The sequence below is a fragment of the Aeromonas sp. QDB39 genome (genome assembly GCF_027707585.1).
GTDB lineage: Bacteria > Pseudomonadota > Gammaproteobacteria > Enterobacterales > Aeromonadaceae > Aeromonas > Aeromonas hydrophila.
The window spans coordinates 13745-40168 of sequence record NZ_JAPCIV010000015.1; the positions used below are offsets into that span (position 1 = coordinate 13745).

Sequence of the window (26424 nt, forward strand, 5' to 3'; positions counted from 1 at the left end):
CGCGGGCACCTCTGTCTGTGGTGATCACCACTGTGCTCGCAGCGGCGGATGGTCAGCTGGCAGGGCTGGGAATAAGCCGGATGGCTCCTGACACGATAAGGTGGGGATCGCACAATATTCCGCAGGCGTTTGGCAACGGGCTGGCAGCCGTTTGCACCCGTCATCGCACACCGGACACTCTCGCGACAATTGTAAAAGCCGAAAAATCGACAGATGGCATGATAAGACACTGCTATTAACGCAAACCAATAGCCGATCACACTTCACTTGTTGCAATAGGTGAAGTTTTCTAATGAAACCACATTAGTTTTATTGGTGCAAACGGATCTGTTTTCCCCGCGACCAACCCTGTGCATAAAAAAACGCCGGACTGGCCGGCGTTTTTCAACATGGTGTTGGCGACCCGTGGGCCATCCGCCAAGTGCGGCGGATCAGGGTGCCAGCTGGCTCAAAATGGCATGGGCCGCGCTGATCCTGGCCTCGTTGGGGTAGTTACGGTTGGCCAGCATGACGATGCCGATCCCTTTGGCGGGCACGAAGGCCACGTAGGCACCAAAGCCGTTGGTCGAGCCGGTCTTGTTGTAGAGTCGCGCCCCCCCCGTCTCTTGGGACGCGGCAACAGGTTTGACCGGGTTGGCATTGTAAATCACCGCCGAGGAGTTGCCCGCCAGCAGCGTCTGCTCGCTGACGGGATAGGCATAACTCTCCCAGCCCAGTCCCTGGGTCATCTCGCCGACCGAGTAGCGCCCTTGGTGGGTCAGAGAGATGGCCTGCTGCAACGCCTTGTCATCAACCCCGCTGATATTGGCCTTCACGAAGGCGAGCAGATCCGCCGAGCTGGTCTTGATGCCGTAGGCCTCGTCGGCCAGCATGCCGGGATTGACCCTGATGGGCTTGTCCTCTTTCGAATAGCCATAGGCATAACTCGCCATGGCCTGCTTCGGCACATCGAGATAGGTGTGGTGCATACCCAGTCCGGGTAGCAGGGTCTGCTCCATCAACTGGGCAAACGGCTGCTGCAGGCTGCTCGCCGCCAGATAGCCGAACAGACCGATACTGGGGTTGGAGTACTGGCGATGGCTGCCCGGCTGATAGGCCGGCGTCCACTGGCGATAGTAAGCCTGCATCTGTTCGACCGATTCCACCTCGTCGGGGAATTGCAGCGGCAGCCCGCCGGCACTGTAGGTGGCGAGCTCGGCCATGGTGATGCCATCAAAGGCGGAGCCCTTGAGCCAGGGCGCGTGCCGGCTCACCTTGTCATCCAGCCCAATCGCCCCCTTGACCACTGCGTAGGCACCAAGGGTGGCGGTATAGGTCTTGCTGACCGAGCCAATCTCGAACAGGGTCTGCTCGCTGACCTTCTTCCCGGCCGCCATATCGGCCAGCCCGTAGTTGAAGTAGTGGGCCTGCCCCCCCTTCAGCACGGCGACCGCCATGCCCGGGATCCTGTGCTGCTTGAGCATGGGGCGGATGGCGTCATCCACCACAGCGTTCAGCGGATCGACGGGGGCCGCCAGGGCGAGCGGGGCAAGCAGCAGGGTGCCGAGGGCCAGCAGTGGCAGGGATCTGGTCTGTTTCATGGCAAAAATCTCAGTATGTTCAGGAGCCGTCAGCCTAACCGACCTGCGTGTGCCGAGCATGAGCCTGGGTGAAGTCTGTGTGAAGTCGCCCACCAAATCATCCAGATTCAATGAGTTATCCATGACTTGCCCCTCTTGCCCGGCCACGGGCGTATAAGCTGTAGGGGCAGCATCACACAGGGAGGCGCACGTGCAGACACAACCACAGATAACCCGGCTGCTGACGGCACTGGAGCAGGTGATCCTCGGCAAGCCGTTGCAGCTCAAGATAGCGCTGGTGACCCTGCTGGCCCGCGGCCACCTGCTGATCGAGGATCTGCCCGGCATGGGCAAGACCACCCTGGCCCACGCCTTGGCGCAGGTGCTGGGGCTCGACTGCCGGCGGGTGCAGTTCACTGCCGATCTGCTGCCGGCCGACCTGCTGGGGCTGCAGATCTTTGACCCCCACCAGCAGCAGTTTCGCTTTCACCCGGGCCCCGTCTTTGCCCAGGTGCTGCTGGCGGACGAGATCAACCGTGCCAGCCCCAAGGTGCAGAGCGCCCTGCTGGAAGCCATGGCCGAGGGCAAGGTGAGCATAGAGGGAGAGAGCCACCCGCTGCCCTCCCCCTTCTTCGTCATCGCCACCCAGAACCCGGCGGATCAGGCGGGCACCTACCCCCTGCCGGAATCCCAGCTCGATCGCTTCGCGGTGCGCCTCTCCCTCGGTTTTCCCACGCAAGAAGCAGAGCGTCGACTGCTGCGCGGGGCCAGCCAGAGCGCGCCCCTCGAGCGGCAGCTGGACGCCGCCGAGCTGGCCGCCCTGCAGGCCGAGGCGGCGCAGATCCACCTCTCCGATGCCAGCCTCGACTACTTGCTGGCGCTGGTGCAGCAGAGCCGCTTCGACGCCGACCTGCCGCAACCGCTCTCGCCCCGCGCCGCCCAGACTCTGCTGGCGGTGAGCCGGGCCTGGGCGCTGGTGGCGGGCCGCCGCTTCGTCAGCGTGGAGGATGTGCAGGCTGTCTTCCCCTACGTGGCCGAGCACAGGCTCAGGGGGAGCTTTGGGGTGCAGCGCGGTGAAGCCTGCCCGCTGAGCCAGCGCCTGCTGGCCCGGGTCGATCCGGATCGCCCCTGATGAACTGGCGCCAGCACAGGGCCAGGTGGCAACAAGGCTGGCTGGCCCGGCGCATCCCGCCGGCCCGCCAGATCACCCTGCTGGGGCGCAGCCTGTTCATCCTGCCCACCCGGCTCGGCCTCTGGTATCTGCTGGTGATGCTGGCCATCTATCTGCTCGGCACCAACTACCAGAACAACCTGGTGTTGCTGGTGGCCTACGGCCTCGGCAGCCTGTTCATGGTCACCATGTGGCTCACCCACCGCAACCTGCTGGGGTTGTCTCTGCTGGGGGGGCCGGCCGTGCTGGGAGAGGCGGGCAGCACCCTGCCCATGCCCATCACGGTGCGCAGCGAACGGCCGCTGCAGGCTCTGCAATTCTCCCTCAATGAAGGGCGGCTCTGGCTGGCGCAGGTGGATGCGGTGCCGCAACCCCTGCTCCTGCCGGTGCTGGGCCCCCGGCGCGGACGCCTGCCGCTGGAGAGGCTGCGGGTGGAGAGTCGCTACCCCCTCGGCCTGTTTCGCTGCTGGACGCTGCTGGACCTGCAACTGGAGGGCTGGCTCGCGCCGGCCCCCGAGTACGGTCCCCTGTGCGGGGAGGCCGCGACCGATGCGGCGGGCAGCCGGGGGCAGCCCACCCCGGCCTCGATGGGGGACTTCGACATGCTGCGAGCCCACCAGAGCGGGGAGCCGCTGAGCCGGGTCGCCTGGAAGCAGCTCGCCCAGGGACGCGGCCTGCTGGTGAAGCAGTTCTGCGAGCCGGGGCAGGATGATACCCACCTCAGCCCACAGCGGGTCGGCGGCCGGGATCTGGAGCAGCGGCTGGCGGTGCTCGCCTGGTGGTGTGACGACTACGCCAAGCGGGGCATTCCCTTCAGCCTGACGCTGGCGGGCCAGACGCTCGGGCCGGACAGCGGGGCTAACTTTTTGCAGCGCTGCCGGCTGGCGCTGGCCCGCGTCGATGCCGTGGAGTCGCCGCAGGAGGTCAACCTCGATGCTGCTCGATAACCGGCGTCTGCTGCCGCTGCTCGCCCTGCTGCAACTACTGCTGATCCCGGCTCTCTGGCCCCAGCTGCAACTCTGGGTGGTGGCCGTTTCACTGCTCACCCTGGGCGTGCGGGCCATGATGCTGTGGCGGGGCTGGCGTCCGCCGCCCGCCGCCGCGCTGGCACTGCTGGCCATGCTGGGCGTGGCGCTGCTTGGCTGGCAGTGGCGCCAGCTCGGCACCCTGCCGGCCCTCATCAATCTGCTCTGGCTCGGCTACGGCCTCAAGCTCATCGAGGTCCGGCGAGAGCGGGATGTGGAGCAGGTGCTGCTGCTCGCCTTCTTTCTCGTCGCGCTGGCGCTGGTGCAACGGCAAAGCATGGGGTGGGCCTTGGCGATGATGGCTGCACTCTGGCTGGCGGTCACCACCCTGCTGGCAGCGGTGCAGCCCCTCGGCCAGCGGCTGTGGCGCCGTGCCGGGCTCATCCTGCTGCTGGCCATCCCCCTGCTGCTCACCCTGTTTCTGCTGCTGCCAAGGCTGGCACCGCTGTGGCAGATGCCGAGCAGCAGCCGCACCCTCTCCGGCCTCTCGGAAGAGGTGGCCCCCGGCGACATCAGCGAGCTGGTCAACTCCTCCGAGCTGGCCTTTCGCATCACCTTCGCCGCCGCGCCGCCCCCGCCGAAGGAGCGCTACTTCCCGCTGATGCGCCAGGAGCTGTTCGATGGCCGGCGCTGGTTGCTCAGCGAGCAGGTGCGCCGCTGGCAACAATCCCAATCCGTGCAGATGCTGCCGGCGGCCACCCCGGCGACCCCGCTGCCGGCCGGCAGCTATCAGGTGATCGCCGAGCCCCAACGCCTGCGCTGGACCCTGGCCCAGGCCAACCCCGAAGTGTTGAGCGGCCCGGTCACCTTGAGTCCCCTCACCACCCTCTATCGCCAGGATCGGGGGGATGGCCGCGTCAGCTACCGGGTCAGCACGGCCGCCATGACGCCACCTGCCGATGACGCTGCCCGTCACCTCAACCTGCAGCTGCCCACGGGCGGCAACCCCAAGGCCCGGGCCCATGCCCTGGTGCTCAAGGCTCGCCATCCGACGCCAGAGGCGCTGGCCACCGCCCTGCTGGACGAGTTTCGCCATGGCGACTTCTACTACACCCTGCAGCCGCCGCGGCTCGGACAAGAGGGGGTGGATGACTTTCTGTTCGAGAGCCGGCGCGGCTTTTGTGGTCACTACGCCACGGCCACCGCCTTCGTGCTGCGGGCGGCTGGCATCCCGGCCCGGCTGGTGACCGGCTACCTCGGTGGCGAGTGGAATCCGAGGGGCAACTACCTGGAGGTGCATCAGTTTGATGCCCACGCCTGGGTGGAGTATCTGGATGAGCAGAACCGCTGGCAGCGGCTCGATCCCACCGCCGCGGTGGCCCCTCAGCGTATCGAAGGGGGCATGCCGGCGGCCCTTGGCGGCGAGTTCGCCGCCGCTGACCCGCTCTCCCTGCAGCGCTATCGCAACTGGGCCCTGCTCAACCAGCTGCGCTGGTGGGGGGCCAATCTCGATTACCAATGGACCCGCTGGGTACTCAACTATGATGCCGCCAGCCTGTGGCAGCAGCTGGGACAACGCTGGCCGGTGCTGGCCGGCCATGCCCACTGGCTGATCCTGGCCGCCCTGCTGGGGGTGGCCAGCCTGGTGGGTGGCCTGCTGATCTGGCGCGGCCCTGCTCCGCTGCCCCTGCGGCTATGGCAGCCCCTGCGCCGGCGCGCCGCCCACCATGGCTGGCAGCCCTTGGCGGGGGAGAGTCTGGCCAGCTGGTGCGAGCGCCTCGCCGGCCTCAGACCTGCCTTGGCGCGGCCGCTGCAACAGGGTGCCTGGCTCTACCGGCGCTGGCGTTATGCCCCCTTGTCGACGGCGCAGCGCCAACGTACCTTGCGCCAGCTGCGGCGACGGCTGCGCCAGATCTGCCGGCACTGGGATGCCCGCCAGTGACGGCAGTGCAGCGGCGGCGCCAGATCTGCCAGCGCTGGGATGCCCACAGCTGACGGCGGTGCAAACAACGCCCAAACGAAAGGGGAGCCCGTGGCTCCCCTTGTTGTCAGACAACGGCGACAGCGAGGCTTATGCCTGCTTACTGTTTTGCGCCGGATTGTCCCAGATCCCCTCTTCCAGCTGGCTGCGGATCTCGGGGTACTTGTTGGCGTCGAAGGTGGGCACCTTGCCCAGCTTGAGCTGGTCGTTGTAGTCCCGCGCCAGCTTGATGGCCACCCCGGAGAGCAGCAGAATCGCCACCAGGTTGACGATGGCCATCAGCCCCATGGAGACGTCCGCCATGGCCCACACGGTCGGCAGCTCGCCCACCGAACCGAACATCACCATGCCCAGCACGAACATCCGGAACAGCATCAGGCCGCCCTTGTGGTTGTGCTCGAGGAACACCAGGTTGGTCTCGGCGTAGGAGTAGTTCGCCACGATGGAGGTGAAGGCGAAGAAGAAGATGGCCGCCGCGATGAAGATGTTGCCAGCGCCACCGATCTGGGAGGAGAGCGCCCGCTGGGTCAGCTCCACCCCGGTGATGCCGGAGCCCGGTTCAAACTGGCCGGACATCAGGATGATGGCGGCGGTACAGGTACAGATGACGATGGTGTCGAGGAACACCCCCAGCATCTGCACATAACCCTGGGAGGCCGGGTGCGGCGGATAGGGCGTCGCGGTCGCGGCGGCGTTGGGAGCGGAGCCCATACCGGCTTCGTTGGAGAAGAGGCCGCGCTTGATGCCGTTGATCATCGCCTGGGAGATGGCGTAGCCCAGCGCACCGGAACCGGCCTGCTCAAGACCGAAGGCAGACTTGATGATGAGGCTGAATACCCCCGGCAGCTCGCTGATGTTCATGGCCACCACGAACAGCGCCATCAGGATGTAGGCCAGCGCCATAAAGGGCACGACCAGCTCGGCGAAACGGGCGATGCCGCGAATGCCGCCGAAGATGATGAGGCCGGAGAGCACCACCAGCGCGAGACCGCTGACCCAGTCGGGGATGCCGAAGGCCACGTTCATCGCCAGGCTGATGGAGTTGGCTTGTACCGCGTTGAACACCAGACCGAACGCCAGGATCAGGCAGAGCGAGAACAACACCCCCATCCAGCGCATGCCGAGCCCCTTCTCCATGTAGTAGGCGGGGCCGCCACGGTAGTTGCCGTCCTCATCCTTGACCTTGTAGAGCTGGGCCAGGGTGCTCTCGACGAAGGCGGTCGCCATGCCGATGAAAGCGATCAGCCACATCCAGAAGATGGCACCCGGGCCACCCAGATAGATGGCCACCGCCACCCCGGCCAGATTGCCGGTACCCACACGGGCGGCAAGGCTGGTACAGAGGGCCTGGAAGGAGGAGATGCCGGCGTTGTCTGATTTGCGGCTGTTGCGCAAGACGGAGAACATGTGGCCGAAGTGGCGGATCTGGATAAAACCCAGGCGGAAGGTGAAGAAGATGCCGACGCCGATGAGCAGGTAGATGAGCACGGCTCCCCACATCAGGTCGTTAATCATTGCGATCAAGGTGTCCATATTTCTCTCGTTGTTATCACATCCATGGTCAGTCTGCGCTGACCCCTTGCTGTCTGTTTCTGAATTTGCGGTTCACTAAAGGGGCGGAATCTAGCATAGCGAGGGAGTTCAGAATAGTGATCGGGATCACTGCGGAAACAAAAAACGAGCGATCCAGTGCATTAAAGCTTCATTTAACTCGCAAAATTTCAACAAAACTGAGAATCCAATCAATCAGCCGACAAATTAGACCCAAAAGAGCACTTTTTGGCAATTATCTATATAGAGGTAGAGCAAGCAGAGAAGGGGGCAAACCATTACGCAAGCGTTTACCCATCCGGGCAACCAAAACCCCTTTGTTTCGCCAAACGTTTTACACGTAATAAAATTTCAAGAGGCTGATCGGACAATTTGTGTGATCGATGCCACAAAACCGATAATCAACCAAAAAAGTTGTTTTTGGCGGCCGCTAAATCCACTCCGGCAAAAAGGATAAAAGTCGTTTTTTATCAAACACTTTTTGCCACTCTTTCCCACTGCGGCCAGGGAGTGGCTGATAAGCATACAGCCCCCCCTATTGCAGGATGAGCCACATCCGTATTAATTAGGCAGGTAATGACGATGGGGCATACCCATCGCGCTTTTCTGAGCCTGAGTCGCCGGGATTTTGTAATTTTATTTCAGAACTGTCGTCTCACGCCCGCCACCCCCGAGCCAGCACCCTCCGCAGGAGAGTGCGCCCTCATAAAGAGATGATATTTGCCATGGCCGATAAATTAACCCAGCTGAAAGCCCTGACCACAGTTGTCGCCGACACCGGTGATATCGAAGCCATCAAGCGCTACCAGCCCATCGATGCCACCACCAACCCCTCTCTGGTGTTGAAGGCATCCGAGATCCCCGAATACGCAGCGCTGATCGAAGACGCCATCAACTGGGCCAAAGCCCAGAGCCAGGACAAGGCACAGCAAATCATCGACGCGGGCGACAAGCTGGCAGTCAACATTGGCCTGGAAGTGCTGAAAATCGTCCCGGGCCGCATCTCCACCGAAGTGGATGCCCGTCTCTCCTTCGATACCCAGGCCAGCATCGCCAAGGCCCGCAAACTGATCCGTCTCTACAACGAAGCCGGTATCAGCAACGATCGCATCCTGATCAAGCTGGCCTCCACCTGGGAAGGGATCCGTGCCGCCGAGGTGCTGGAGAAAGAGGGCATCCAGTGCAACCTGACCCTGCTGTTCTCCTTCGCCCAGGCCCGTGCCTGTGCCGAAGCCGGCGCCTTCCTGATCTCCCCGTTCGTCGGTCGCATCCTCGACTGGTACAAGGCCAAGCACAACCGTGACTACACCGCCAGCGAAGATCCGGGCGTGGTTTCCGTCACCTCCATCTATGACTACTACAAACAGCACGACTACCCGACCGTGGTCATGGGCGCCAGCTTCCGCAACACCGGCGAGATCCTGGAACTGGCCGGCTGCGACCGTCTGACCATTGGCCCGGCCCTGCTGGAAGAGCTGAGCAAAACCGAAGGCGCCGTGGTACGCAAGCTGAACTACACCGGCGAGCGCAAAGCCAAACCGGCTCCGATGACCGAAGCCGAATTCCGCTGGGAACTGAACCAGGACGCCATGGCCCACGAGAAGCTGGGCGAAGGCATCCGCACGTTTGCCATCGACCAGGGCAAGCTGGAAACCATGCTGGCCAGCCGCCTCTGATGAGAGCCGTCATGAGCCGATGAAAACCGGGTTCCCGCAAGGGAACCCGGTTTTTTTATGGGCGCCGGACCCTTGTCATGTGTTCGTCACGAAAACGTTTTATTTTCAATGCCGTTATGTTATACGGATGGTGAAAACGAGAATAACCAAGGAGGGAGCCATGGAAATGTTCAACTTCGAATATGACGATGTAGTTGAGCTCGGTTCACGTAGCCGCGGGACAACGGGAAAGAAACGTAAATGGCGTGAGATTGAGGCGTTGAAAGACAAGCACCGCCTGCAGAAGGAGCTGCAATCCATCGACATCGCCTACGAAGGTCTCTCAGACGAGATCGAACTGTAAAAACAAGGCCCCGGTTAACCGGGGCCTTGTTTTTTAAGAGAGTGTTTCCCCTCAGGAAGAGAGCGGCAGCGACAGGCGCTTGGCCAGTGCCTGAAAGTGCTGGCTGATCTCGGGCCCGAACAGCGGATCCCCGATGGCGCGGTTCTGCCAGATCTGTTCGAGGTGACGCCAGTCATCCTCGGTCAGCGAGTCGCGCAGATGGGGGAAGATGACCCCCTCCTCGTAGTTCATGTGCGCCTCCTGCAGCGCCACGAACTGCTCCAGCTTGGCGGTAAACTGATCGAGCGGGATCACCGCATCCATCAGGATCATCTCCACCATCTCCTTGAGTTCGGCACCGGCTTCCAGCAACTTGGCATGCTCGGCCTGCAGCCGGTTGGCGACGTCCCCCTCCACTACCCGGTACTTGAGGTAGTAGTCATAAATGATGTCTTCCTTCGGATGGTGATACTTGTCCGACACCTCCCTCAGGTAATCCACCACATCGCGGATCAGGAAATAGCTGACCCGCTGTTCGTCGCGAATGGCGGCGAGCTTGTGTTTGAGCAGATCCAGCAACCTGGCGATGTTGAGATGGTCCTTGTGCAGACTGGCTAGCATGGGCACTCCTTGCGCTGAAATGAGACGATCCTGTTTCGAGTATACGGTCATTTATCGCGCCAACTTTGCACTCAATCAAGTCATCTGCAGACAAAACAGCGGGTAACGCACAATGCCGCCCCCTGTTCATGCCCCCGCTCGTCAGCCACCGGGCCCCTCACTCGCAGACCGAGTGCCAGTTGATGGGGCTCATCCCCTGCTGACTCAGCAGCCGGTTGGTTTCGGAAAAGTGGCCGCAGCCGATGAAGCCGCGATGAGCAGAGAGCGGGCTGGGGTGCGGCGCGCTCAGCACATGATGACGCTGCCTGTCGATGAAGCGCCCCTTCTTCTGGGCATGGGCCCCCCACAGCAGGAAGACCACCCCCTGACAGCTGGCATTGATCTGCTCGATGACCCGGTCGGTGAAGGTCTCCCAGCCCAGATGGGCATGGGAGTGGGCCTGGCCCGCCTGGACCGTCAGCACGGTATTGAGCAGCAGCACCCCCTGCTTGGCCCAGGACTCCAGAAAGCCGTGACTGGGTGTGACAAAACCCGGCAGGTCCCGCTGCATCTCCTTGTAGATGTTGACCAGCGAGGGGGGCGTGCGCACCCCCGGCAACACCGAGAAGCAGAGACCGTGCGCCTGATTGGGGCCGTGATAGGGGTCCTGACCCAGGATCACCACCTTGACCTGATCCAGCTCGGTCAGCTTGAAGGCATTAAACACGTCGGTCGCCGGCGGATAGATCACCTTGCCCGCCTCCCGCTCACTCCTGACGGTCGCCAGGGTCGCCTTGAAATAGTCCTGCTCCTTCTCGGAGCCAATTACATCAGTCCAGGTCTGCACCCCAATCTCCTCATTGAATCTGTCCGGATGGACGCCCTGTAACCCTGTGCAGGGTCACACCGCCTGATGCGGGTCGGCGCGCCACCATCCTCGATGAATACGGCGGGTTTTGCGGCATGCGGCTTGGCCCATGCCGGGCCATGCGAGCCAGCACGCCACCATCCTCGCTGAATGCGGCAAGACATGGTGCTGGGCCAGTGCTGGCATCACCATGCCCTCATTAATGCGGCAAGGGGCTCAGGATAGGGGGCCAGCCCTCGGGACGCAACCTTGGTACCCTCTTCCGAGTCCCCTCGTCTCTATATGGCAACCGCATGGCAACGGTATGACAACCTCCCGCGCACCCAGCGCTCCCGGCCACTGTGGGCTGCGGGGTCACACTGACCGTGGCAATCGGCGGCTCGGCTGAGACAGCCTTATGCCAAGGCAACCTTGTATAGATGTGTGAGCAGCAGAGAGAGGGCAAACCTGGCCCCGCCACCTTCACCGCAGGCTTGGCCCTGATGCCCCCACAGAGAAGATGAGGTCGGCTCATGCATAGCACAAACCTTAAAACATGTAGTTAAATTACTAGATTTAATTAATAGAAGATGCATAATTTAGATATCTTACATAATCAGAAAAATGACCTCTTTTTGATTAATCTCAATAATTTAATCCCTTCCAGCTCGCGCAAACCGCGTATTTTTTGATTTAGATCAATTTTCGTAATATTACCATCGTGGTATATATGACCCAACAAAGTAAAGGTGTAAGGCAAGGGCCCTTTAAATCATCCCGGTGGTTTAAATACATCAGGGTAATTTCCTTACAGTTGAATCCGCTTTCCTATGAGGAGTCATACCATGATCAAGGGCATCCAAATCACCCAGTCTGCCAACGCCGCTCTGCTGAACTCGTTCTGGCTGCTGGACGAAGAGAAGCAACAGGCTCGTTGCATCTGCGCCAAAGGCGACACCTTCGCCGCCGATCAGGAAGTCAGCGTCTCTGACCTGGGCCAGTTCGAATACCGTGAACTGCCGGTACAAGCCGAGCCGGCTGTCGAAGGTGGCCAGCACCTGAACGTCAACGTCCTGCGTCGCGAGACCCTGGAAGACGCCATCGCCAACCCGGAAAAGTACCCGCAGCTGACCATCCGTGTCTCCGGTTACGCCGTGCGCTTCAACGCACTGACCCCGGAACAGCAGCGTGACGTGGTGACCCGTACCTTCACCCAGAGCCTGTAAGTCGCTCTGCAGCAACCGGTATCATGAAAAACGGCCCAAACGGGCCGTTTTTTTATGGCTTGCATTCACCCACCCGTGCTCGCCACCCGTGCTCGCCGCCCTTGCTCGACGGGCTGTCAGCGCACGGTGCGGGCATCGGCGGCTCAATGCTGATCCAGCTTGACGGCTTGTGGCGGGTTGCTCAGCGCCTCGTGCATCTGCTGCTCATCGAGCTGATCGCAGTAACGGGCCACCACCAGGGTTGCCACCCCGTTGCCGATGAGGTTGGTCAGGGCGCGGGCCTCCGACATGAAGCGATCGATGCCGAGGATCAACGCCAGCCCGGCCAACGGCAGGTGGCCCACCGCCGAGATGGTGGCCGCCAGCACGATGAAGCCACTGCCGGTCACCCCGGCGGCCCCCTTCGAGGAGATGAGCAGCACCACCAGCAAGGTGATCTGCTGGAACAGATCGAGCGGGGTGTTGGTGGCCTGGGCGATGAAGATAGCCGCCATGGTCAGATAGATGGAGGTGCCGTCCAGGTTGAAGGAGTAACCGGTCGGGATCACCAGCCCCACCACCGACTTCTTGCAGCCGAGCGCCTCCATCTTCACCAGCATGCGCGGCAATACGGATTCAGAAGAGGAAGTTCCCAGCACGATCAGCAGCTCTTCCCGGATATAGGAAATAAAGCGCAGGATGCTGAAGCCATTCGCTCTGGCAATACTGCCCAGCACCAGAAAAATAAACAGCAGGCAGGTCATATAGAAGCAGGCAATTAATTGTCCGAGCTGAACCAGCGAGCCAATACCATATTTTCCGATGGTAAAGGCCATCGCACCAAATGCTCCAACCGGTGCCAGCCGCATGATCATGTTGATGATCCCGAAAATAACCTGGGAGAAGCTGTCAATGACATTGAATATCACTTTTCCCTTCTCGCCGATATGGTGCAGGGAGAAGCCAAACAGCACCGCAAATAACAGCACTTGCAGAATATTGCCGCTGGCGAAGGCGCCGATCACGCTGCCCGGGATCACGTCCAGCAGGAAGGGGATGATGCCCTGTGCCTTGGCCTGCTCGGCATAGGCCGAGATGGCGCTGGCGTCCAGCGTGGCGGGGTCGACGTTCATGCCCACCCCCGGTTGCAGCAGGTTGACCACGCACAGCCCGATGATGAGGGCGATGGTGCTGACCACTTCAAAATAGAGCAGCGCGATGGCGCCGGTTTTACCCACCGCTTTCATGCTCTCCATGCCGGCAATACCGGTCACCACGGTGCAGAATATAACCGGGGCGATGATCATTTTGATTAATTTAACGAAACCATCCCCCAGCGGTTTCATGTCCGCACCGAGGTCGGGATATATATGCCCCAGAATGACCCCGAGGGTGATCGCTAACAACACCTGAAAATACAGGCTGCTGACTATTCTTTTCTGCATTCTTAACGTCCTGTCAATTTAATGAGATGTGTCATGGCAGAAATACGCATGCAGCAATCCGTGACGAAATAGTGTTATTTCGCCCGGTTCGTGCCGTTCCCTCATCACAACAGGGGCTACTTTCTCATGTTAAAAAAAGCAATTAATAGATATCAATCACACAACAGATTTAACAACATTAACACCACGGAAACCTGGCTGTATTTATTCTGTGATTGATTTATGCTGGTCAGAGAAATAAAAACAGGCCGCAAACAAAAATGCCCCGCAGTGCGGGGCATTTTTATTGGGCAAGCAAAGCCGGACTTAGATGGAAGTATCGAGCGGCTCGAAACCCTTGATGAGATCGTCGATGGCCTTCATCTGCTTGAGGAAGCCTTCCAGCTTCTCCAGCGGCAGCGCGCTCGGGCCGTCACAACGGGCAATCTTGGGGTCCGGGTGAGATTCAATGAACAGACCGGCCAGACCGACCGCCATGCCGGCACGGGCCAGCTCGGTCACCTGCTCGCGGCGGCCACCGGAGGCAGCGCCCATGGGGTCGCGGCACTGCAGGGAGTGGGTCACGTCGAAGATGACCGGATAGCCGCCGGTGCTCTTCTTCATCACGCCCAGCCCCAGCATGTCCACCACCAGGTTGTCATACCCGAAGTTGGCACCGCGTTCGCACAGGATCAGACGGTCGTTGCCGCACTCCTCGAACTTGTCGGTGATGTTCTTCATCTGGCTTGGGCTCAGGAACTGCGGCTTCTTGATGTTGATGACGTTGCCGGTGCGGGCCATGGCCTCCACCAGATCGGTCTGGCGCGCCAGGAAGGCGGGCAGCTGGATGACGTCAACCACCTCGGCCACCGGTTTGGCCTGATGGGGCTCGTGCAGATCGGAGATGACCGGCATGCCGAAGGTCGCTTTCAGCTCCTGGAAGATCTTCATCCCCTCTTCCAGACCCGGGCCGCGATAGGAGTGGATGGAGGAGCGGTTGGCCTTGTCCCAGCTCGCCTTGAACACGAACGGGATACCCAGCTTGGAGGTCACTTCCACGTACTTTTCGCACACAGCCATCGCCATGTCGCGCGATTCCAGCACGTTCATGCCGCCGAACAACACGAACGGTTTGTCGTTGGCGACGTCGATGCCATTGACCTTGATATTCTTCTGTTCCATCTCAGGCTTCCTTAGGTAAAAGGGCTTGCAGGGCTTGAATCCACATCCGGCCGCGCTGCCCAGGGCTGCGCGGCCTCGATACTCGTCAGTTGCATCTCCCAGGCCTTGCATGCAACGGCATGGGACTCTTCATTCGGCCCGGGCCTCGCCATGCAGCGGGGCCGTTGCCCGCCTCTCAGTGGAGGGGCTTGGGGCTCAGATCCAGCGCGGCCAGCTGGGCCTTGAGCACGTCGGCCACCGGATCGTCCGGGCACTGTTCAATAAAGTATTCAAAATCGTCGGCGGCAAAGCGCGGGCAGTCGAGCTGCTCGTAGATGAAGCCGCGATCCCGCGTCTCCAGCGGGTCGCCGGGCTTCATCCGCAGCAGCAGTTCGCTGCAGCGCAGCGCCTCGGTCATCCGGTCTTCCCGCAGCAGGGCGCCCTTGCTGACGTTGAGCAGTCGCTCGATGATCTCCCACTGGCCGGCAGGCTGCAGGTGATCCGAGCTGAGGGTAGCCAGATTGCCGAGGGCCCCGCGCAGCAGCAGCTCGATGTGGTGCAGGCTCAGCTCGTCACCGGTGAAGGGGTCCACATAAACCTCCCCCTCGCTGCCGGCAAAGCTCACCAGGAAGTGGCCGGGGAAGCAGATCCCCTCCACGTCCAGCCCGAGCTTGCGCCCCAGCTGAATGATGAGGATGCCAAGGCTGACCGGGATGCCCTGCTTGCGGGCCAGAACCTCGGCCAGATCGCAGTTGGCCACCGAGAAGTAGTCCTGCCAGTCGCCGTGAAACCCTAAGGTCTGGTAGAAGCCCTGCAGCAGCTGGCGGCGCACCTGGTCGCAATCCCCTTCCTCGATGGCCTCGTCCAGCCAGGCGTCGAGCCGGGCCAGCTCAGCCGTCCCGCGGCCGCTGATGCCATGGATCTCGTCACTCACCGACAGCGCCAGCTCGGCGATGTCATGGGCTTCGAAATCGGTCCATTCGTCTACGCGTATCATCGTCATCATCCTTAACCGAACAGGCTGGCCTGCTTGTAGACGGCCAGCTTGGCGATGAAGAAGACCCAGCCGAGGGCTCCCAGAAACGCAAACCAGCGGATGCCGTTACTGCGGGCCAGGCGCAGTGCCATCATGGCCAGAAAGGCCACCACCAGGATGGCGGTCAGCTTTTCGCTGAGCCAGGGGGTGGCGTTGTTGAGCGGGTTGAGATCCAGCACCATGCACAGCAGCACGCCGGAGAGCACCACCAGGCCGTTGAGCCAGCCGCTCAACCTGAGGGTGCGGGCGCTGGCGGCGCGGTTCGAGCCGGTCTGCAGCCAATAGAAGCGCAACATGAACATCAGCACGGCCAAGCCTATCAGCAGCAGGTGCAGATGTTTGATAGCAAAATACATAACGTGTCCTTGAACAAAGGCAGGCCCGGCCTGCCCGTCATCATCACTGAGCCAGCCGCCCCAGGGTCACCCGCTCGTTATCGCCGTAATCGCGCACGGTTTCCACCTGAAGGTAGCCCTGTTGCAGCAGGAGTTGACGCACCGCCTCTCCCTGTTGCCAGCCATGCTCCAGCAACAGCCAGCCACCCGGCAGCAGATGGGCCGGCGCGCCCGCCACGATCAGCCGGATATCCGCCAGTCCCTGCTCGTCCGCCACCAGGGCGGAGCGGGGTTCGAAGCGCACGTCCCCCTCATCGAGGTGCGGATCCGCCCCGTCGATGTAGGGTGGGTTGGAGACGATCATCGCAAAGCGCGGCGCCTTGCTTGACGAGGACGCGACCAGCGGCTCAAACCAGCTGCCGTCGCGCACCTCGATGGGCAGACCAAGGGCGGCGCTGTTGGCACGGGCCAGGGCTGCCGCTGCCGGCATCCTGTCCACCGCCCATACATCGGCATCCGGTCGCTCCGACTTGAGCGCCAGTGCAATGGCGCCGGTGCCAGTGCCCAGATCCAGCACGGCGCAGGGGCCTGCAGGCAGCCGCGCCAGCGCCTGCTCGACCAGCACCTCGGTGTCGGGGCGCGGGATCAGGGTCGCCGGACTCACCTTGAGCGGCAGCGACCAGAACTCCCGCTCGCCGATCAGGTGGGCGATGGGTTCGCCATTGAGACGGCGTTCGAGCCAGCCCTGCAGGGTCGCCTGCTGGGCGGCATCGAGCTCGCGCTCCGGCCAGGTCATCAGGTAGCTGCGCCGGCACTCCAGCAGATGGCAGAGCAGCGCATCGGCATCGGCGCGGGGGGATTCCCCCCCTGCCAGGGTCGCCATGATGTGGGCGCGAGCCTGCTGGATCTGCATCAGTTGCTCTCGGCCAGGGAGGCGAGCTGATCGGCCTGGTACTCCTGGATCATCGGGCTGATGACGCAGTCCAGGTCCCCTTCCATGATCTCGCCGAGGCGATAGAGGGTGAGGTTGATGCGGTGCTCGGAGAGACGCCCCTGCGGGTAGTTGTAGGTGCGGATACGCTCGGAGCGATCCCCCGACCCCACCAGGTTGCGGCGGGTGCTCTGCTCGGCGGCGCGGTGGCGCTCATCCTCGGCCGCCTGCAGACGGGCGGAGAGCACCGACATCGCCTTGGCGCGGTTCTTGTGCTGGGAGCGCTCATCCTGGCACTCCACCACCAGGCCGGTGGGCAGGTGGGTGATGCGGATGGCGGAGTCGGTCTTGTTGACGTGCTGACCACCGGCCCCGGAGGCGCGGAAAGTGTCGATCTTCAGCTCCGAAGGGTTGATCTCTATCTGCTCGGCTTCCGGCACTTCCGGCAGCACGGCAACGGTACAGGCGGAGGTGTGCACCCGGCCCTGGGATTCGGTTTCCGGCACCCGCTGCACCCGGTGACCACCGGATTCAAACTTGAGGCGACCGTAGACGTGCTCGCCCTCCACCTTGGCGATCACCTCCTTGTAGCCGCCATGCTCGCCGTCGTTGCAGCTGACGATGGAAACCCGCCAGCCCTGGCGCTCGGCGTAGCGCGAATACATGCGAAACAGATCGCCCGCAAAGATCGCCGCCTCGTCACCGCCGGCACCGGCGCGGATCTCCAGGTAGCAGTTGTTGTCATCCTTGGGGTCGCGCGGCAGCAGCATCACCTGCAGCGCCTGCTCCTGCTCCTCGAAGGTCGCCTTGGCCAGCGGCAGCTCCTCCTGCGCCATCTCGCGCAGGTCGGCATCATCCTCTTCCAGCATCTGGCGGGTGGCGTCCAGGTTCTCTTCGGCCTGGCGGAATTGCTGGAAAGCGTGAACGATATCTTCCAGCTGGGCATATTCCCGGGTCAGGGCGCGGTAGCGATCCTGATCCGCGGCCACGTCCGGCTCGCCGAGCATGGCCTGTACTTCTTCGTGGCGCTCGATGAGGCCTTCCAGCTTTCTGATCAGTGACGGGTTCATAAATCTTGTGTTCTCGATGGAGGACGGGACGACCGGCTGGTCGCCCCAAAACTATGACTCTTGTGACAACCCCAGCACCTGACGCAACTGGGCCAGCTGGTGGTGATCCCCCTGGGCGGCGGCATGGCGCAGGGCCTGGGTCGGTGCGTGGATCAACTTGTTGGTGAGGCGGTGGGCCAGCGCCTTGAGCGCCTGCTCGGCATTCTCGCCCTGCTGCAGGGCCAGCAAGGCGCGCTGCAGCTCTTCGTCGGCCACCTGTTGAGACTGGTGGCGGTAATCGCGGATGAGATCCACCGAGTGCTGGCTGCGATACCAGCCCATGAAGTCGTCGCGCTCTTCCTGCACGATGAGCTCGGCCTCGGCGGCGGCCCGTTTGCGGGTCTCGAGATTCTGCTCGATGATGCCCTGCAGGTCGTCCACCGTATAGAGATAGGCGTCCGACAGCTCGTCCACCTCAGCCTCGATGTCGCGGGGCACGGCGATGTCCACCAGGAACATGGGCTTGAAGCGGCGAGCCTTGAGCGCGCGCTCCACCATGCCCTTGCCGATGATGGGCAGGGGACTCGCGGTAGAGCTGATGACGATGTCCGCCTCGTGCAGGTAGTCCGGGATCTCTTCGAGCGTCATCACCTGGGCGCCGAACTCCTCGGCCAGCAGCTGGGCCCGCTGCAGGGTGCGGTTGGCCACCATCATCTGGGTGACGTTCTGCTCGCGCAGGTGACGGGCCACCAGTTCGATGGTCTCGCCGGCGCCGACCAGCAGCACCTTGGTCTGGGAGAGATCGGAGAAGATCCGCCGCCCCAGGCTCACTGCGGCAAAGGCCACCGACACGGCGCTGGCGCCGATCTCGGTATCGGTACGCACCCGCTTGGCCACCGAGAAGGATTTCTGGAACAGCCGCTCCAGCGACCCCTTCACCGCCTCGGACTGCTGGGCATGGGCATAGGATTGCTTGATCTGTCCCAGGATCTGCGGCTCTCCCAGCACCAGGGAGTCGAGCCCGCAGGCCACCCGCATCAGGTGACGGACCGCCTCCTCGTCCTGATGCTGGTAGATGGCGGAGACCACCTCGGCCGCATCCAGACCGTGGAAACGCTGCAGCCACTGCAACACCTGCTCGCCCTGCCCCTGCGCCAGGCTGCAGTAAAGCTCGGTGCGGTTGCAGGTCGAGACGATCACCGCCTCGCTTACACCGGGTTGGGCGACCAGCTCACGCAAGGCGCGATCGATGCAGTCCGGGCCGAAGGCGACCCGCTCCCGCAAGGCGACACTGGCGGTGTTGTGGTTGATTCCGAGGGCAAGCAAACTCATGAGTGGGCGTGGATCGTATCTGTGCGCTGGGAGTAAAGGCTGCCAATTGTACGAGAAAGGGTAAGTCTTTAAAAGCAATACGGCCGCCCCGTATACTGTGGCAAATCACCTTTTCTGGAGCATGACCTTGTTGTTGCGTCTTTTCACCCTTGGCTGCCTGCTGTTGCTGGCCGGTTGCGCCACTACCCAACCCCAGCGTGATCAGGTCAACTGGCAGCAGGAACGAACCCGCCTCGAGCAGCTCAGCCACTGGCAGCTGTCGGGCAAGATGGCCATCATCACTGCCCAGCAAAAGGGCAGCGCCCGGGTCAACTGGCAGCAGGATGGCGACGACTACCGCCTCAACCTCACCAGCCTGATCGGCACTCACATCCTCGAGCTCTCCCGCAGCAAGGGCGAGATCACCCTGATCGACAACGAGGGCAACCCGCACCAGAGCCAGGATGCCGAGACGCTCATCTATCAGCTCACCGGCTGGAACATTCCGGTGGCCGGGCTGCCGGAATGGATCAAGGGCCTGCCGGGTCAGGCCGAATTCGAGCTCAACCCCGACCGCAGTCTGGCCAGCGTGCGGGACGGTCAGTGGCAGATCGTCTATGGCGACTACCGGGATCAGGACGGCTACCGCCTGCCGCACCTGCTCACCATGACCGGCCAGGACAGTCGCCTCAAGCTGCAGATCAACCAGTGGACCATAACCCGCTGATGGCGGCCATCGACAAGGACTCCCCCATGAGCGCCATGCGCTGGCCGGCTCCGGCCAAACTGAATCTCTTTTTGCACGTCAACGGCCGTCGCCCGGACGGCTACCACGAGCTGCAGACCCTGTTCATCTTCCTCAACCACGGCGACTGGCTCGAGTTCGATGTGATCCCAGGAAGCGACAAGCTCACGTTGAGCCCGGCCATTCCCGGCGTGCCCGACGAACAGAACCTGATCATCCGCGCCGCCCGCCTGCTGCAGGCAAAACTGCCAAGCCCGCAGGGAGCCCATATCCGGCTGGAGAAGGTACTGCCCATGGGCGGCGGCATCGGCGGCGGTTCGTCGGACGCCGCCACTACCCTGGTCGCCCTCAACCACCTGTGGCGGGCCGGCTTGAGTGAAGACGAGCTGGCCGAGCTCGGTGTGCAGCTGGGCGCCGACGTGCCGGTATTCGTGCGCGGCAAGGCCGCCTTTGCCGAGGGGGTCGGTGAACGGTTGCAGCCGGTCGAGCTGCCGAGTGCCTGGTATCTGGTGCTCAAGCCCGATTGCCATGTGGCGACCGCCGCCGTGTTCCAGGATCCGGACCTGCCCAGAGATACCCCGAAAATGGCATTGCACAATCTGCTGGAAGGGGAGTGGAAAAACGATTGCGAATTGCTGGTGAAAAAGCGCCACCCCGAGGTTGCCAATGCGCTCGGCTGGTTGCTAGAATACGCGCCGTCAAGAATGACGGGCACAGGAGCCTGCGTCTTTGCTCAGTTTGAAGACGAAGTGGCTGCTCGGGAAGTGTTGGCAAAAGTGCCGAAAGGATGGGATGGGTTTGTCGCCAAGGGCGAGAACATATCACCACTCTTCGCTGCATTGCAACAAGTCAGTGATTGGGGTATCGCCAAGCGGTAAGGCAGCGGGTTTTGATCTCGCCATTCCTAGGTTCGAATCCTAGTACCCCAGCCATCTCCTGAACATCGAACAGGGTATATCGATTCACCTGCCGCAGCAGTCTTGCCGGGAGTGCACACTCCCCCTCGCCGGTTGCAGCACCCATCGTTACCCTCTCGTTGTCGGGAGGTCACTGGTCATCATGGATGACGGGGCGTCGACCAGCACGACGCTCAACCGACTTGCCGCATGCAACGTGGGCACCTGGCCTGAAAGCAGCCTATAGTGGTCTGACCCGTCAACTTGATAAATCGTTTGCCCCAAAACGATAAGGGTCTGAATAAGACTCCCCACATACTGGATGCAACCCCGAGGTTTCAAACCGTGCCTGACATGAAGCTGTTTGCTGGTAACGCAACGCCGGAACTAGCCCAGAAGATCGCAGATCGCCTGTTTATCAAACTCGGCAATGCTGCCGTAGGTCGCTTTAGCGACGGCGAGATCAGCGTACAGATCAACGAGAATGTACGTGGTGGCGATATCTTCATCATTCAATCCACCTGTGCCCCGACCAACGACAATTTGATGGAATTGATCGTGATGGTGGATGCTCTGCGTCGTGCTTCAGCTGGCCGTATTACTGCCGTTATCCCCTACTTTGGTTATGCCCGTCAGGACCGCCGCGTCCGCTCCGCCCGTGTTCCCATCACCGCCAAGGTCGTCGCCGACTTCCTCTCCAGCGTCGGTGTGGATCGCGTGCTGACCGTTGACCTGCATGCCGAACAAATCCAGGGCTTCTTCGACGTCCCGGTCGACAACGTGTTCGGCAGCCCGGTGCTGCTGGAAGACATGAAGTCCAAGAACCTCGAATCCCCCGTGGTCGTGTCGCCGGACATCGGCGGCGTGGTACGTGCCCGTGCCATCGCCAAGCTGCTGGACGATACCGACATCGCCATCATCGACAAGCGTCGTCCCCGCCCGAACGTCTCCCAGGTCATGCACCTGATCGGTGACGTGGCCGGCCGCGACTGCATCATCGTCGACGACATGATCGACACCGGCGGCACCCTGTGCAAAGCCGCAGAAGCCCTCAAGGAGCGCGGCGCCAAGCGTGTATTCGCCTACGCCACTCACCCGGTCTTCTCCGGTTCCGCCGTGGAGAACATCAAGAACTCCGTGATCGACGAACTGATCATCACCGACTCCATCCCGCTCACCGCGGAGATGAAGGCGGTCGACAAGGTCAAGCAGCTGACGCTCTCTTCCGTGCTGGCCGAAGCCATTCGCCGCATCAGCAACGAAGAGTCCATCTCTGCCATGTTTGAGCATTGATAGACCCTGTTGTGACAAAAACCGCCAGCTGGCGGTTTTTGTCTTTTTAGTCCCAGTTACACCCGGTACTGCCCTGCCCCGTCGCAGGTTAAGGATTGTTCCATGAATCGCTTGCGCCCGCTGCTGCTCCTTGCCTTCTGCAGCTTCCTGTTCGCCTGTCAGCCCGGCAATGAAGGCCAGCCCTTCGTGCTGACCCTGGCTCACATGAACGACACTCACTCCCAGTTTGACCCGGTCAACGCCGAGCTGAAGGGGCCCATCTTTGGCAAGCAGGGGGAAACCGACACCCTCTACACTCGCTTTGGCGGCTATCCGCGTCTGCTCACCATGGCGAAATCCTTCCAGGCCGATGCGCTGGCCAAGAACCAGCCGATCCTGCTGCTGCACGGCGGCGATGCCTGGCAGGGCAGCGGCTACTTCAAGCTCAACGAGGGGATGGCCAACGCCGAGCTGCTGAGCCAGTTCGGCCTCGACGCCATGGCTCTCGGCAACCACGAATTCGATCTCGACAACCAGAAGCTCGCCCGCTTCATCCAGGGGGTCAACTTCCCGGTGCTGGCCGCCAACCTGGATACCCGCGACGATCCGGATCTGCGCCATGCCGCCAATCTCAAGCCGTTCGTCATCTACGCCTTCGACGGCAACCAGAAGAGCCCGGTCAGCGATCTCAACAACCTGCCCCAGGGCAAACAGCTGGTCGCCGTGATGGGGCTGGTGCTGGAGGACATGGCCAACATCTCCCCCAACGTCGGCAAGCTACGCTTTGGCAACGAAATCACCTCGGCCCAGGCGACGGTGGACCTGCTGCGCCAGCACGGCATCAACCAGATCGTGGCGCTCACCCACATCGGCAACCAGCGGGATCTGGCGCTGGCCGCCAAGGTGAACGGCATTGACGCCATCGTCGGCGGTCACTCCCACAGCCTGCTCGGCGATTTTCGCAACATCGGCTGGGGCAACACCGGCGAGTACGCGGCGCTTGTCACCAACCCGGACGGGGTCGGCATGACCTGCGTGGTGCAGGCCGGCTCCTATGCCCAGGCCATCGGACTGGCTCAGGTGAGCTTCGATGCCCAGGGCCGGGTCATCGCCTGCAAGGGCCAGAACCAGCTGCTGGCCAGCCGCGACTTCTTCGCCGATCCCGCTCGCAAGCAGGCACTGGACGAACCCCGCAGCAAGCAGGCAGCCAAGTTCATCGACGCCCAGCCCAACCTGGTGACCGTGGATGAGGATCCCCGCCTGCGCGGCATCATCGACAGCCACTACAAGCCCGCCCTCGAGCAGGCCTTCGGCCCCGTCATCGCCACCCTGCCAGCCGCCCTGCAAAATGCCCGTCGTCCCGGCGACAACGGCAGCGACAGCCATGGCTCCGACGTCGCCCCGCTGGTGGCCGAGGGTCAGTACTACTGGGCCAATACCCCGGCGGTGCAGGCGCTGACCGGCGGCTCGGTCCACTTCGCCCTGCTGGCGGTGGGCGGCGTACGCGCCGATCTGCCGGCCGGCGAGCTGCGCGAAGGGGATGCGGCGCTCACCCTGCTGCCGTTCAAGAACCAGCTTTCGGTGCTCACTCTGACCGGCGCCGACGTGCGCGCCCTGTTGACCGAGACCATCACCGCCACCCTGCCCGCCAGCGCCCACGCCGGCAAGTTCCCCTACGGCGGTCACCTGCGCTACACCTTCACCGAGACCACGCCGGGCAAGCGCGGCGCCCTGACCCAGCTGCAGTGGCAGGACGCTGACGGCCAGTGGCAGGATCTAGTGGATGCGACGCGCTACCGGGTGGTGATGAACGCCTACAGCGCCAACGGCAACGACGGCTGGCAGGCGCTGGCCCGCGCCCAGGCACAGCACGCCGAGCGCCAGGATCTCGCCTGGCAGGATGGCAAATTGACGGCGTTCCCGGTCGAGCGGGTGGAGCAGAGCGGCGATCAGCTCAGCGCCCGCTATGCCGCCGGCCATCAGCTTGACTGCAAGGCAAGCGGCATGGATTGCGGCACCGACGCCGCCTCCTTCGTGCAGTATGTGCGCGAACAGCGCCCGACCCTGACGGCGCTGGCGGAAGAGACGGTCACCCTGGTGCGGGCCGCCCAGTAAGTCGGCTCTGCCACCGGCAAGCCACACCACGGGCCCCACGCAGGGGCCCGTTTTGCTGCCGTTGGCCACCGGTTCTCCCGCTTTTCCCCGGCACTGGCCGAGCTTTGGTTGAGTGATCGCCAGTCGGCGGCTAGAATATTGCGTCCCATTGCCCTGGGCAGTCGGCCCATTGCAAGCAGCGAGTGAAGAAATCAAGCGTGACAAGCCAAATCAAACTGATCGTGGGTCTGGGCAATCCCGGCCCGGAATATGCCAAGACCCGCCACAACGCCGGGGCCTGGTATGTGGAGCAACTGGCACGCTGGCACAACGTCAGCCTGCGCGAAGAGCCCAAGTTCTTCGGCCACACCGCCCGCATCCAGGTGGATGGCCAGGATGTGCGCCTGCTCATCCCGAGCACCTACATGAACCTCTCCGGCAAGGCGGTGGCCGCGCTGGCCCGCTTCTACCAGATCGAGCCGGAAGCCATGCTGGTGGCCCACGATGAGCTGGACCTGCCCCCCGGCATCGCCAAATTCAAGCAGGGCGGCGGCCACGGTGGCCACAACGGCCTCAAGGACATCATTGCCAGGATGGGCAACAACAATAATTTCTTCCGGCTGCGGCTGGGGATAGGTCACCCGGGCGCCAAGGAGCTGGTCGCCGGTTTCGTGCTGACCAAGGCCCCCAGCAGCGAACAGAACCTGATCGACGCCGCACTGGACGAGTCCCTGCGCGCCACCGACATTCTGTTCAAGCAGGACATGACCAAGGCCATGAATCGTTTACATAGCTTCAAGGCCGAGAAAGTCTGAATACAGATGCCTGACACGCGTCAGGATCGAACAATATGACGGGTTCGCTCAAGAACCTGTTCATGCTCTGTAACGAGAGGTTGTCAGCAAGGTAAAGCGCAGCGCAGGAACCGGAGCGTATAGTCATACGTGAGCGCTCTTGGTTTCACATAAGCGAGCAGCACATGAGCCTTGATCACAGCCTCGCAGCAAGAGCGTGGACAGGTTCTGCGGCCCTCACACAGCATCCATCAAGTAAGGTAACAATCCATGGGTTTTAAATGCGGTATCGTGGGCCTGCCCAATGTAGGCAAATCCACCCTGTTCAACGCGCTGACCAAGGCCGGCATCGAAGCCGCCAACTTCCCGTTCTGCACCATCGAGCCGAACACCGGCGTGGTACCGATGCCGGATCCCCGCCTCGATCAGCTGGCGGCCATCATCAATCCGCAGCGCGTTGTGCCGACCACCATGGAATTCGTGGACATCGCCGGCCTGGTGGCCGGTGCCTCCAAGGGCGAAGGCCTGGGCAACCAGTTCCTGGCCAACATCCGTGAAACCGAGGCTATCGGTCACGTGGTGCGCTGCTTTGATGACGAGAACATCGTCCACGTCGCCGGCAAGGTCTCCCCGGCCGACGACATCGAGGTGATCAACACCGAGCTGGCCCTCTCCGACCTGGATGCCTGCGAGCGCGCCATCAACCGCCAGTCCAAGCGCGCCAAGGGCGGCGACAAGGATGCCAAGCTGGAAGTGGAAGTGCTGGAGAAGATCAAGGTGGCGCTGGAAAACGGCCAGATGATCCGCGGCATGAAGCTGGACAAGGATGAGCTGGCCGCCGTCAGCCACCTCAACTTCTTGACCCTGAAACCCACCATGTACATCGCCAACGTGGCGGAAGATGGCTTCGAGAACAACCCCTACCTCGACAAGGTGCGCGAAATCGCCGCCGCCGAGAACGCGGTTGTGGTGGTCGTCTGCTGCGCCATCGAGGCTGACATCGCCGAGCTGGACGATGCCGACCGCGCCGAGTTCATGGCTGACCTTGGCATCGAAGAGCCGGGCCTGAACCGGGTGATCCGCTCAGGCTACGAGCTGCTCAAGCTGCAGACCTACTTCACCGCCGGTGTGAAAGAGGTGCGTGCCTGGACCATCCCGGTCGGCGCCACCGCTCCGCAGGCGGCCGGCAAGATCCACACCGACTTCGAAAAAGGCTTTATTCGTGCCCAAACCATCGCCTTCGAAGACTTTATCACCTACAAGGGTGAGCAAGGTGCCAAGGAAGCGGGCAAGATGCGCGCCGAAGGGAAAGAGTACATCGTCAAAGACGGCGATATCATGAACTTCCTGTTCAACGTCTAATCCCATGAGAGGCCAGCATTTGCTGGCCTCTTTTTTAACTGGCCAAGGCTCGTATCTGCTGGCAAATGTCGTAAAAAAAACCAGATTGTTGGGCTTTTGCACGACAGCGACCAATAACTCGCCAAACGCACCCAAAT

At 62.2% G+C, this 26424-nt stretch carries 23 protein-coding genes and 1 tRNA gene; 13 read left to right on the forward strand and 11 right to left on the reverse strand.

The annotated features are described in order from the left end of the window. Nucleotides 1-431: 431 nt before the first annotated feature. Nucleotides 432-1580 carry an FOX/MOX family class C beta-lactamase gene (gene ampC / locus PG899_RS10505; RefSeq protein ID WP_106553110.1) on the reverse strand — a complete coding sequence of 383 codons (1149 nt, stop codon included), beginning with the start codon at nt 1578-1580 and terminating at the stop codon, nt 432-434. A gap of 190 nt (nt 1581-1770) precedes the next feature. On the opposite strand from ampC, the gene PG899_RS10510 reads away from it, so the two are divergent. The 3 genes from PG899_RS10510 to PG899_RS10520 are packed head-to-tail and all read left to right on the forward strand — an operon-like array spanning nt 1771 to nt 5637. Next, entirely contained in the window at nt 1771-2691 is a 921-nt protein-coding gene (locus PG899_RS10510; protein WP_190283950.1) for an AAA family ATPase, read from the forward strand. Next, nucleotides 2691-3677 carry a DUF58 domain-containing protein gene (locus PG899_RS10515; RefSeq protein WP_190283949.1) on the forward strand — a complete coding sequence of 329 codons (987 nt, stop codon included), beginning with the start codon at nt 2691-2693 and terminating at the stop codon, nt 3675-3677. The genes PG899_RS10510 and PG899_RS10515 overlap by 1 nt, the downstream gene beginning before the upstream one ends. Further along, the gene (locus PG899_RS10520; protein WP_190283948.1) at nt 3664-5637 is read left to right on the forward strand and encodes a transglutaminase TgpA family protein; all 1974 of its coding nucleotides are present in this window, start codon (nt 3664-3666) and stop codon (nt 5635-5637) included. The genes PG899_RS10515 and PG899_RS10520 overlap by 14 nt, the downstream gene beginning before the upstream one ends. Before the next feature lie 129 nt (nt 5638-5766). Here PG899_RS10520 and PG899_RS10525 read toward each other — a convergent pair whose 3' ends face one another. After that, on the reverse strand, nt 5767-7209 hold the full coding sequence (locus tag PG899_RS10525; protein ID WP_270697358.1) for an alanine/glycine:cation symporter family protein: 1443 nt from the start codon (nt 7207-7209) through the stop codon (nt 5767-5769). Nucleotides 7210-7952: 743 nt separating this feature from the next. Here PG899_RS10525 and tal point away from each other — a divergent pair. Together tal and PG899_RS10535 are read left to right on the forward strand one after the other, a co-directional pair. Continuing rightward, on the forward strand, nt 7953-8903 hold the full coding sequence (gene tal / locus PG899_RS10530; RefSeq protein ID WP_190283947.1) for a transaldolase: 951 nt from the start codon (nt 7953-7955) through the stop codon (nt 8901-8903). 160 nt (nt 8904-9063) lie between these two features. Then, on the forward strand, nt 9064-9246 hold the full coding sequence (locus tag PG899_RS10535; RefSeq protein WP_016351599.1) for a DUF3545 family protein: 183 nt from the start codon (nt 9064-9066) through the stop codon (nt 9244-9246). Nucleotides 9247-9297: 51 nt separating this feature from the next. Here PG899_RS10535 and PG899_RS10540 read toward each other — a convergent pair whose 3' ends face one another. Together PG899_RS10540 and ung are read right to left on the reverse strand one after the other, a co-directional pair. Continuing rightward, the gene (locus PG899_RS10540; RefSeq protein ID WP_011706927.1) at nt 9298-9846 is read right to left on the reverse strand and encodes a hemerythrin domain-containing protein; all 549 of its coding nucleotides are present in this window, start codon (nt 9844-9846) and stop codon (nt 9298-9300) included. 157 nt (nt 9847-10003) lie between these two features. Continuing rightward, entirely contained in the window at nt 10004-10672 is a 669-nt protein-coding gene (ung, locus tag PG899_RS10545; protein ID WP_011706928.1) for a uracil-DNA glycosylase, read from the reverse strand. A gap of 845 nt (nt 10673-11517) precedes the next feature. On the opposite strand from ung, the gene grcA reads away from it, so the two are divergent. Further along, a complete protein-coding gene (gene grcA, locus PG899_RS10550; protein WP_011706929.1) occupies nt 11518-11898 on the forward strand; it encodes an autonomous glycyl radical cofactor GrcA in 381 nt (126 codons plus the stop codon). 143 nt (nt 11899-12041) lie between these two features. Here grcA and PG899_RS10555 read toward each other — a convergent pair whose 3' ends face one another. The 7 genes from PG899_RS10555 to hemA form a co-directional block, all read right to left on the reverse strand. Continuing rightward, the gene (locus PG899_RS10555) at nt 12042-13322 is read right to left on the reverse strand and encodes a dicarboxylate/amino acid:cation symporter (RefSeq protein ID WP_190283946.1); all 1281 of its coding nucleotides are present in this window, start codon (nt 13320-13322) and stop codon (nt 12042-12044) included. Between the two features lie 306 nt (nt 13323-13628). Continuing rightward, nucleotides 13629-14483, reverse strand: coding sequence for a 3-deoxy-8-phosphooctulonate synthase (gene kdsA / locus PG899_RS10560; protein ID WP_011706931.1), 855 nt, complete (start codon nt 14481-14483; stop codon nt 13629-13631). A 175-nt stretch (nt 14484-14658) separates the two neighbouring features. Beyond that, complete coding sequence (locus tag PG899_RS10565) at nt 14659-15459, reverse strand: SirB1 family protein (protein ID WP_011706932.1); 801 nt, start codon at nt 15457-15459, stop codon at nt 14659-14661. An 11-nt stretch (nt 15460-15470) separates the two neighbouring features. After that, complete coding sequence (locus PG899_RS10570) at nt 15471-15854, reverse strand: SirB2 family protein (RefSeq protein WP_016351602.1); 384 nt, start codon at nt 15852-15854, stop codon at nt 15471-15473. Between the two features lie 43 nt (nt 15855-15897). Beyond that, a complete protein-coding gene (gene prmC, locus PG899_RS10575) occupies nt 15898-16746 on the reverse strand; it encodes a peptide chain release factor N(5)-glutamine methyltransferase (RefSeq protein WP_190283945.1) in 849 nt (282 codons plus the stop codon). Continuing rightward, on the reverse strand, nt 16746-17834 hold the full coding sequence (gene prfA, locus PG899_RS10580; RefSeq protein WP_011706935.1) for a peptide chain release factor 1: 1089 nt from the start codon (nt 17832-17834) through the stop codon (nt 16746-16748). Before prfA ends, prmC begins: the two co-directional genes overlap by 1 nt. Before the next feature lie 51 nt (nt 17835-17885). Next, nucleotides 17886-19145, reverse strand: a complete 1260-nt coding sequence (hemA, locus tag PG899_RS10585; RefSeq protein ID WP_016351604.1) for a glutamyl-tRNA reductase — start codon at nt 19143-19145, stop codon at nt 17886-17888. Nucleotides 19146-19266: 121 nt separating this feature from the next. Here hemA and lolB point away from each other — a divergent pair, with 121 nt between their 5' ends. The 7 genes from lolB to ychF all read left to right on the forward strand — a co-directional run bounded on the left by lolB (nt 19267) and on the right by ychF (nt 26287). Next, on the forward strand, nt 19267-19851 hold the full coding sequence (gene lolB, locus PG899_RS10590; RefSeq protein ID WP_190283944.1) for a lipoprotein insertase outer membrane protein LolB: 585 nt from the start codon (nt 19267-19269) through the stop codon (nt 19849-19851). A 26-nt stretch (nt 19852-19877) separates the two neighbouring features. Continuing rightward, nucleotides 19878-20747 (forward strand): 4-(cytidine 5'-diphospho)-2-C-methyl-D-erythritol kinase, encoded by an 870-nt coding sequence (ispE, locus tag PG899_RS10595; protein ID WP_190284310.1) that lies wholly within the window; start codon nt 19878-19880, stop codon nt 20745-20747. Beyond that, nucleotides 20727-20801, forward strand: a tRNA-Gln gene (locus PG899_RS10600). The genes ispE and PG899_RS10600 overlap by 21 nt, the downstream gene beginning before the upstream one ends. 309 nt (nt 20802-21110) lie before the next feature. Beyond that, nucleotides 21111-22058: a ribose-phosphate pyrophosphokinase gene (locus PG899_RS10605; RefSeq protein ID WP_005298464.1), complete on the forward strand. Its 948-nt coding sequence runs from the start codon at nt 21111-21113 to the stop codon at nt 22056-22058. Nucleotides 22059-22160: 102 nt separating this feature from the next. Continuing rightward, nucleotides 22161-24152 carry a bifunctional metallophosphatase/5'-nucleotidase gene (locus PG899_RS10610; protein ID WP_190283943.1) on the forward strand — a complete coding sequence of 664 codons (1992 nt, stop codon included), beginning with the start codon at nt 22161-22163 and terminating at the stop codon, nt 24150-24152. A 197-nt stretch (nt 24153-24349) separates the two neighbouring features. Continuing rightward, the gene (gene pth, locus PG899_RS10615; protein ID WP_077096060.1) at nt 24350-24946 is read left to right on the forward strand and encodes an aminoacyl-tRNA hydrolase; all 597 of its coding nucleotides are present in this window, start codon (nt 24350-24352) and stop codon (nt 24944-24946) included. A 249-nt stretch (nt 24947-25195) separates the two neighbouring features. Beyond that, nucleotides 25196-26287, forward strand: a complete 1092-nt coding sequence (gene ychF, locus PG899_RS10620; protein WP_016351608.1) for a redox-regulated ATPase YchF — start codon at nt 25196-25198, stop codon at nt 26285-26287. Nucleotides 26288-26424 lie beyond the last annotated feature (137 nt).

Coding starts and splice junctions, on each gene's coding strand:
- ampC (WP_106553110.1), bottom strand. CDS start 1,580: ATGAAACAGACCAGATCCCTGCCACTGCTGGCCCTCGGCACCCTGCTG.
- PG899_RS10515 (WP_190283949.1), top strand. CDS start 2,691: ATGAACTGGCGCCAGCACAGGGCCAGGTGGCAACAAGGCTGGCTGGCC.
- PG899_RS10520 (WP_190283948.1), top strand. CDS start 3,664: ATGCTGCTCGATAACCGGCGTCTGCTGCCGCTGCTCGCCCTGCTGCAA.
- PG899_RS10525 (WP_270697358.1), bottom strand. CDS start 7,209: ATGGACACCTTGATCGCAATGATTAACGACCTGATGTGGGGAGCCGTG.
- tal (WP_190283947.1), top strand. CDS start 7,953: ATGGCCGATAAATTAACCCAGCTGAAAGCCCTGACCACAGTTGTCGCC.
- PG899_RS10535 (WP_016351599.1), top strand. CDS start 9,064: ATGGAAATGTTCAACTTCGAATATGACGATGTAGTTGAGCTCGGTTCA.
- PG899_RS10540 (WP_011706927.1), bottom strand. CDS start 9,846: ATGCTAGCCAGTCTGCACAAGGACCATCTCAACATCGCCAGGTTGCTG.
- grcA (WP_011706929.1), top strand. CDS start 11,518: ATGATCAAGGGCATCCAAATCACCCAGTCTGCCAACGCCGCTCTGCTG.
- PG899_RS10555 (WP_190283946.1), bottom strand. CDS start 13,322: ATGCAGAAAAGAATAGTCAGCAGCCTGTATTTTCAGGTGTTGTTAGCG.
- kdsA (WP_011706931.1), bottom strand. CDS start 14,483: ATGGAACAGAAGAATATCAAGGTCAATGGCATCGACGTCGCCAACGAC.
- PG899_RS10565 (WP_011706932.1), bottom strand. CDS start 15,459: ATGATACGCGTAGACGAATGGACCGATTTCGAAGCCCATGACATCGCC.
- PG899_RS10570 (WP_016351602.1), bottom strand. CDS start 15,854: ATGTATTTTGCTATCAAACATCTGCACCTGCTGCTGATAGGCTTGGCC.
- prmC (WP_190283945.1), bottom strand. CDS start 16,746: ATGCAGATCCAGCAGGCTCGCGCCCACATCATGGCGACCCTGGCAGGG.
- prfA (WP_011706935.1), bottom strand. CDS start 17,834: ATGAACCCGTCACTGATCAGAAAGCTGGAAGGCCTCATCGAGCGCCAC.
- hemA (WP_016351604.1), bottom strand. CDS start 19,145: ATGAGTTTGCTTGCCCTCGGAATCAACCACAACACCGCCAGTGTCGCC.
- lolB (WP_190283944.1), top strand. CDS start 19,267: ATGACCTTGTTGTTGCGTCTTTTCACCCTTGGCTGCCTGCTGTTGCTG.
- ispE (WP_190284310.1), top strand. CDS start 19,878: ATGAGCGCCATGCGCTGGCCGGCTCCGGCCAAACTGAATCTCTTTTTG.
- PG899_RS10610 (WP_190283943.1), top strand. CDS start 22,161: ATGAATCGCTTGCGCCCGCTGCTGCTCCTTGCCTTCTGCAGCTTCCTG.
- ychF (WP_016351608.1), top strand. CDS start 25,196: ATGGGTTTTAAATGCGGTATCGTGGGCCTGCCCAATGTAGGCAAATCC.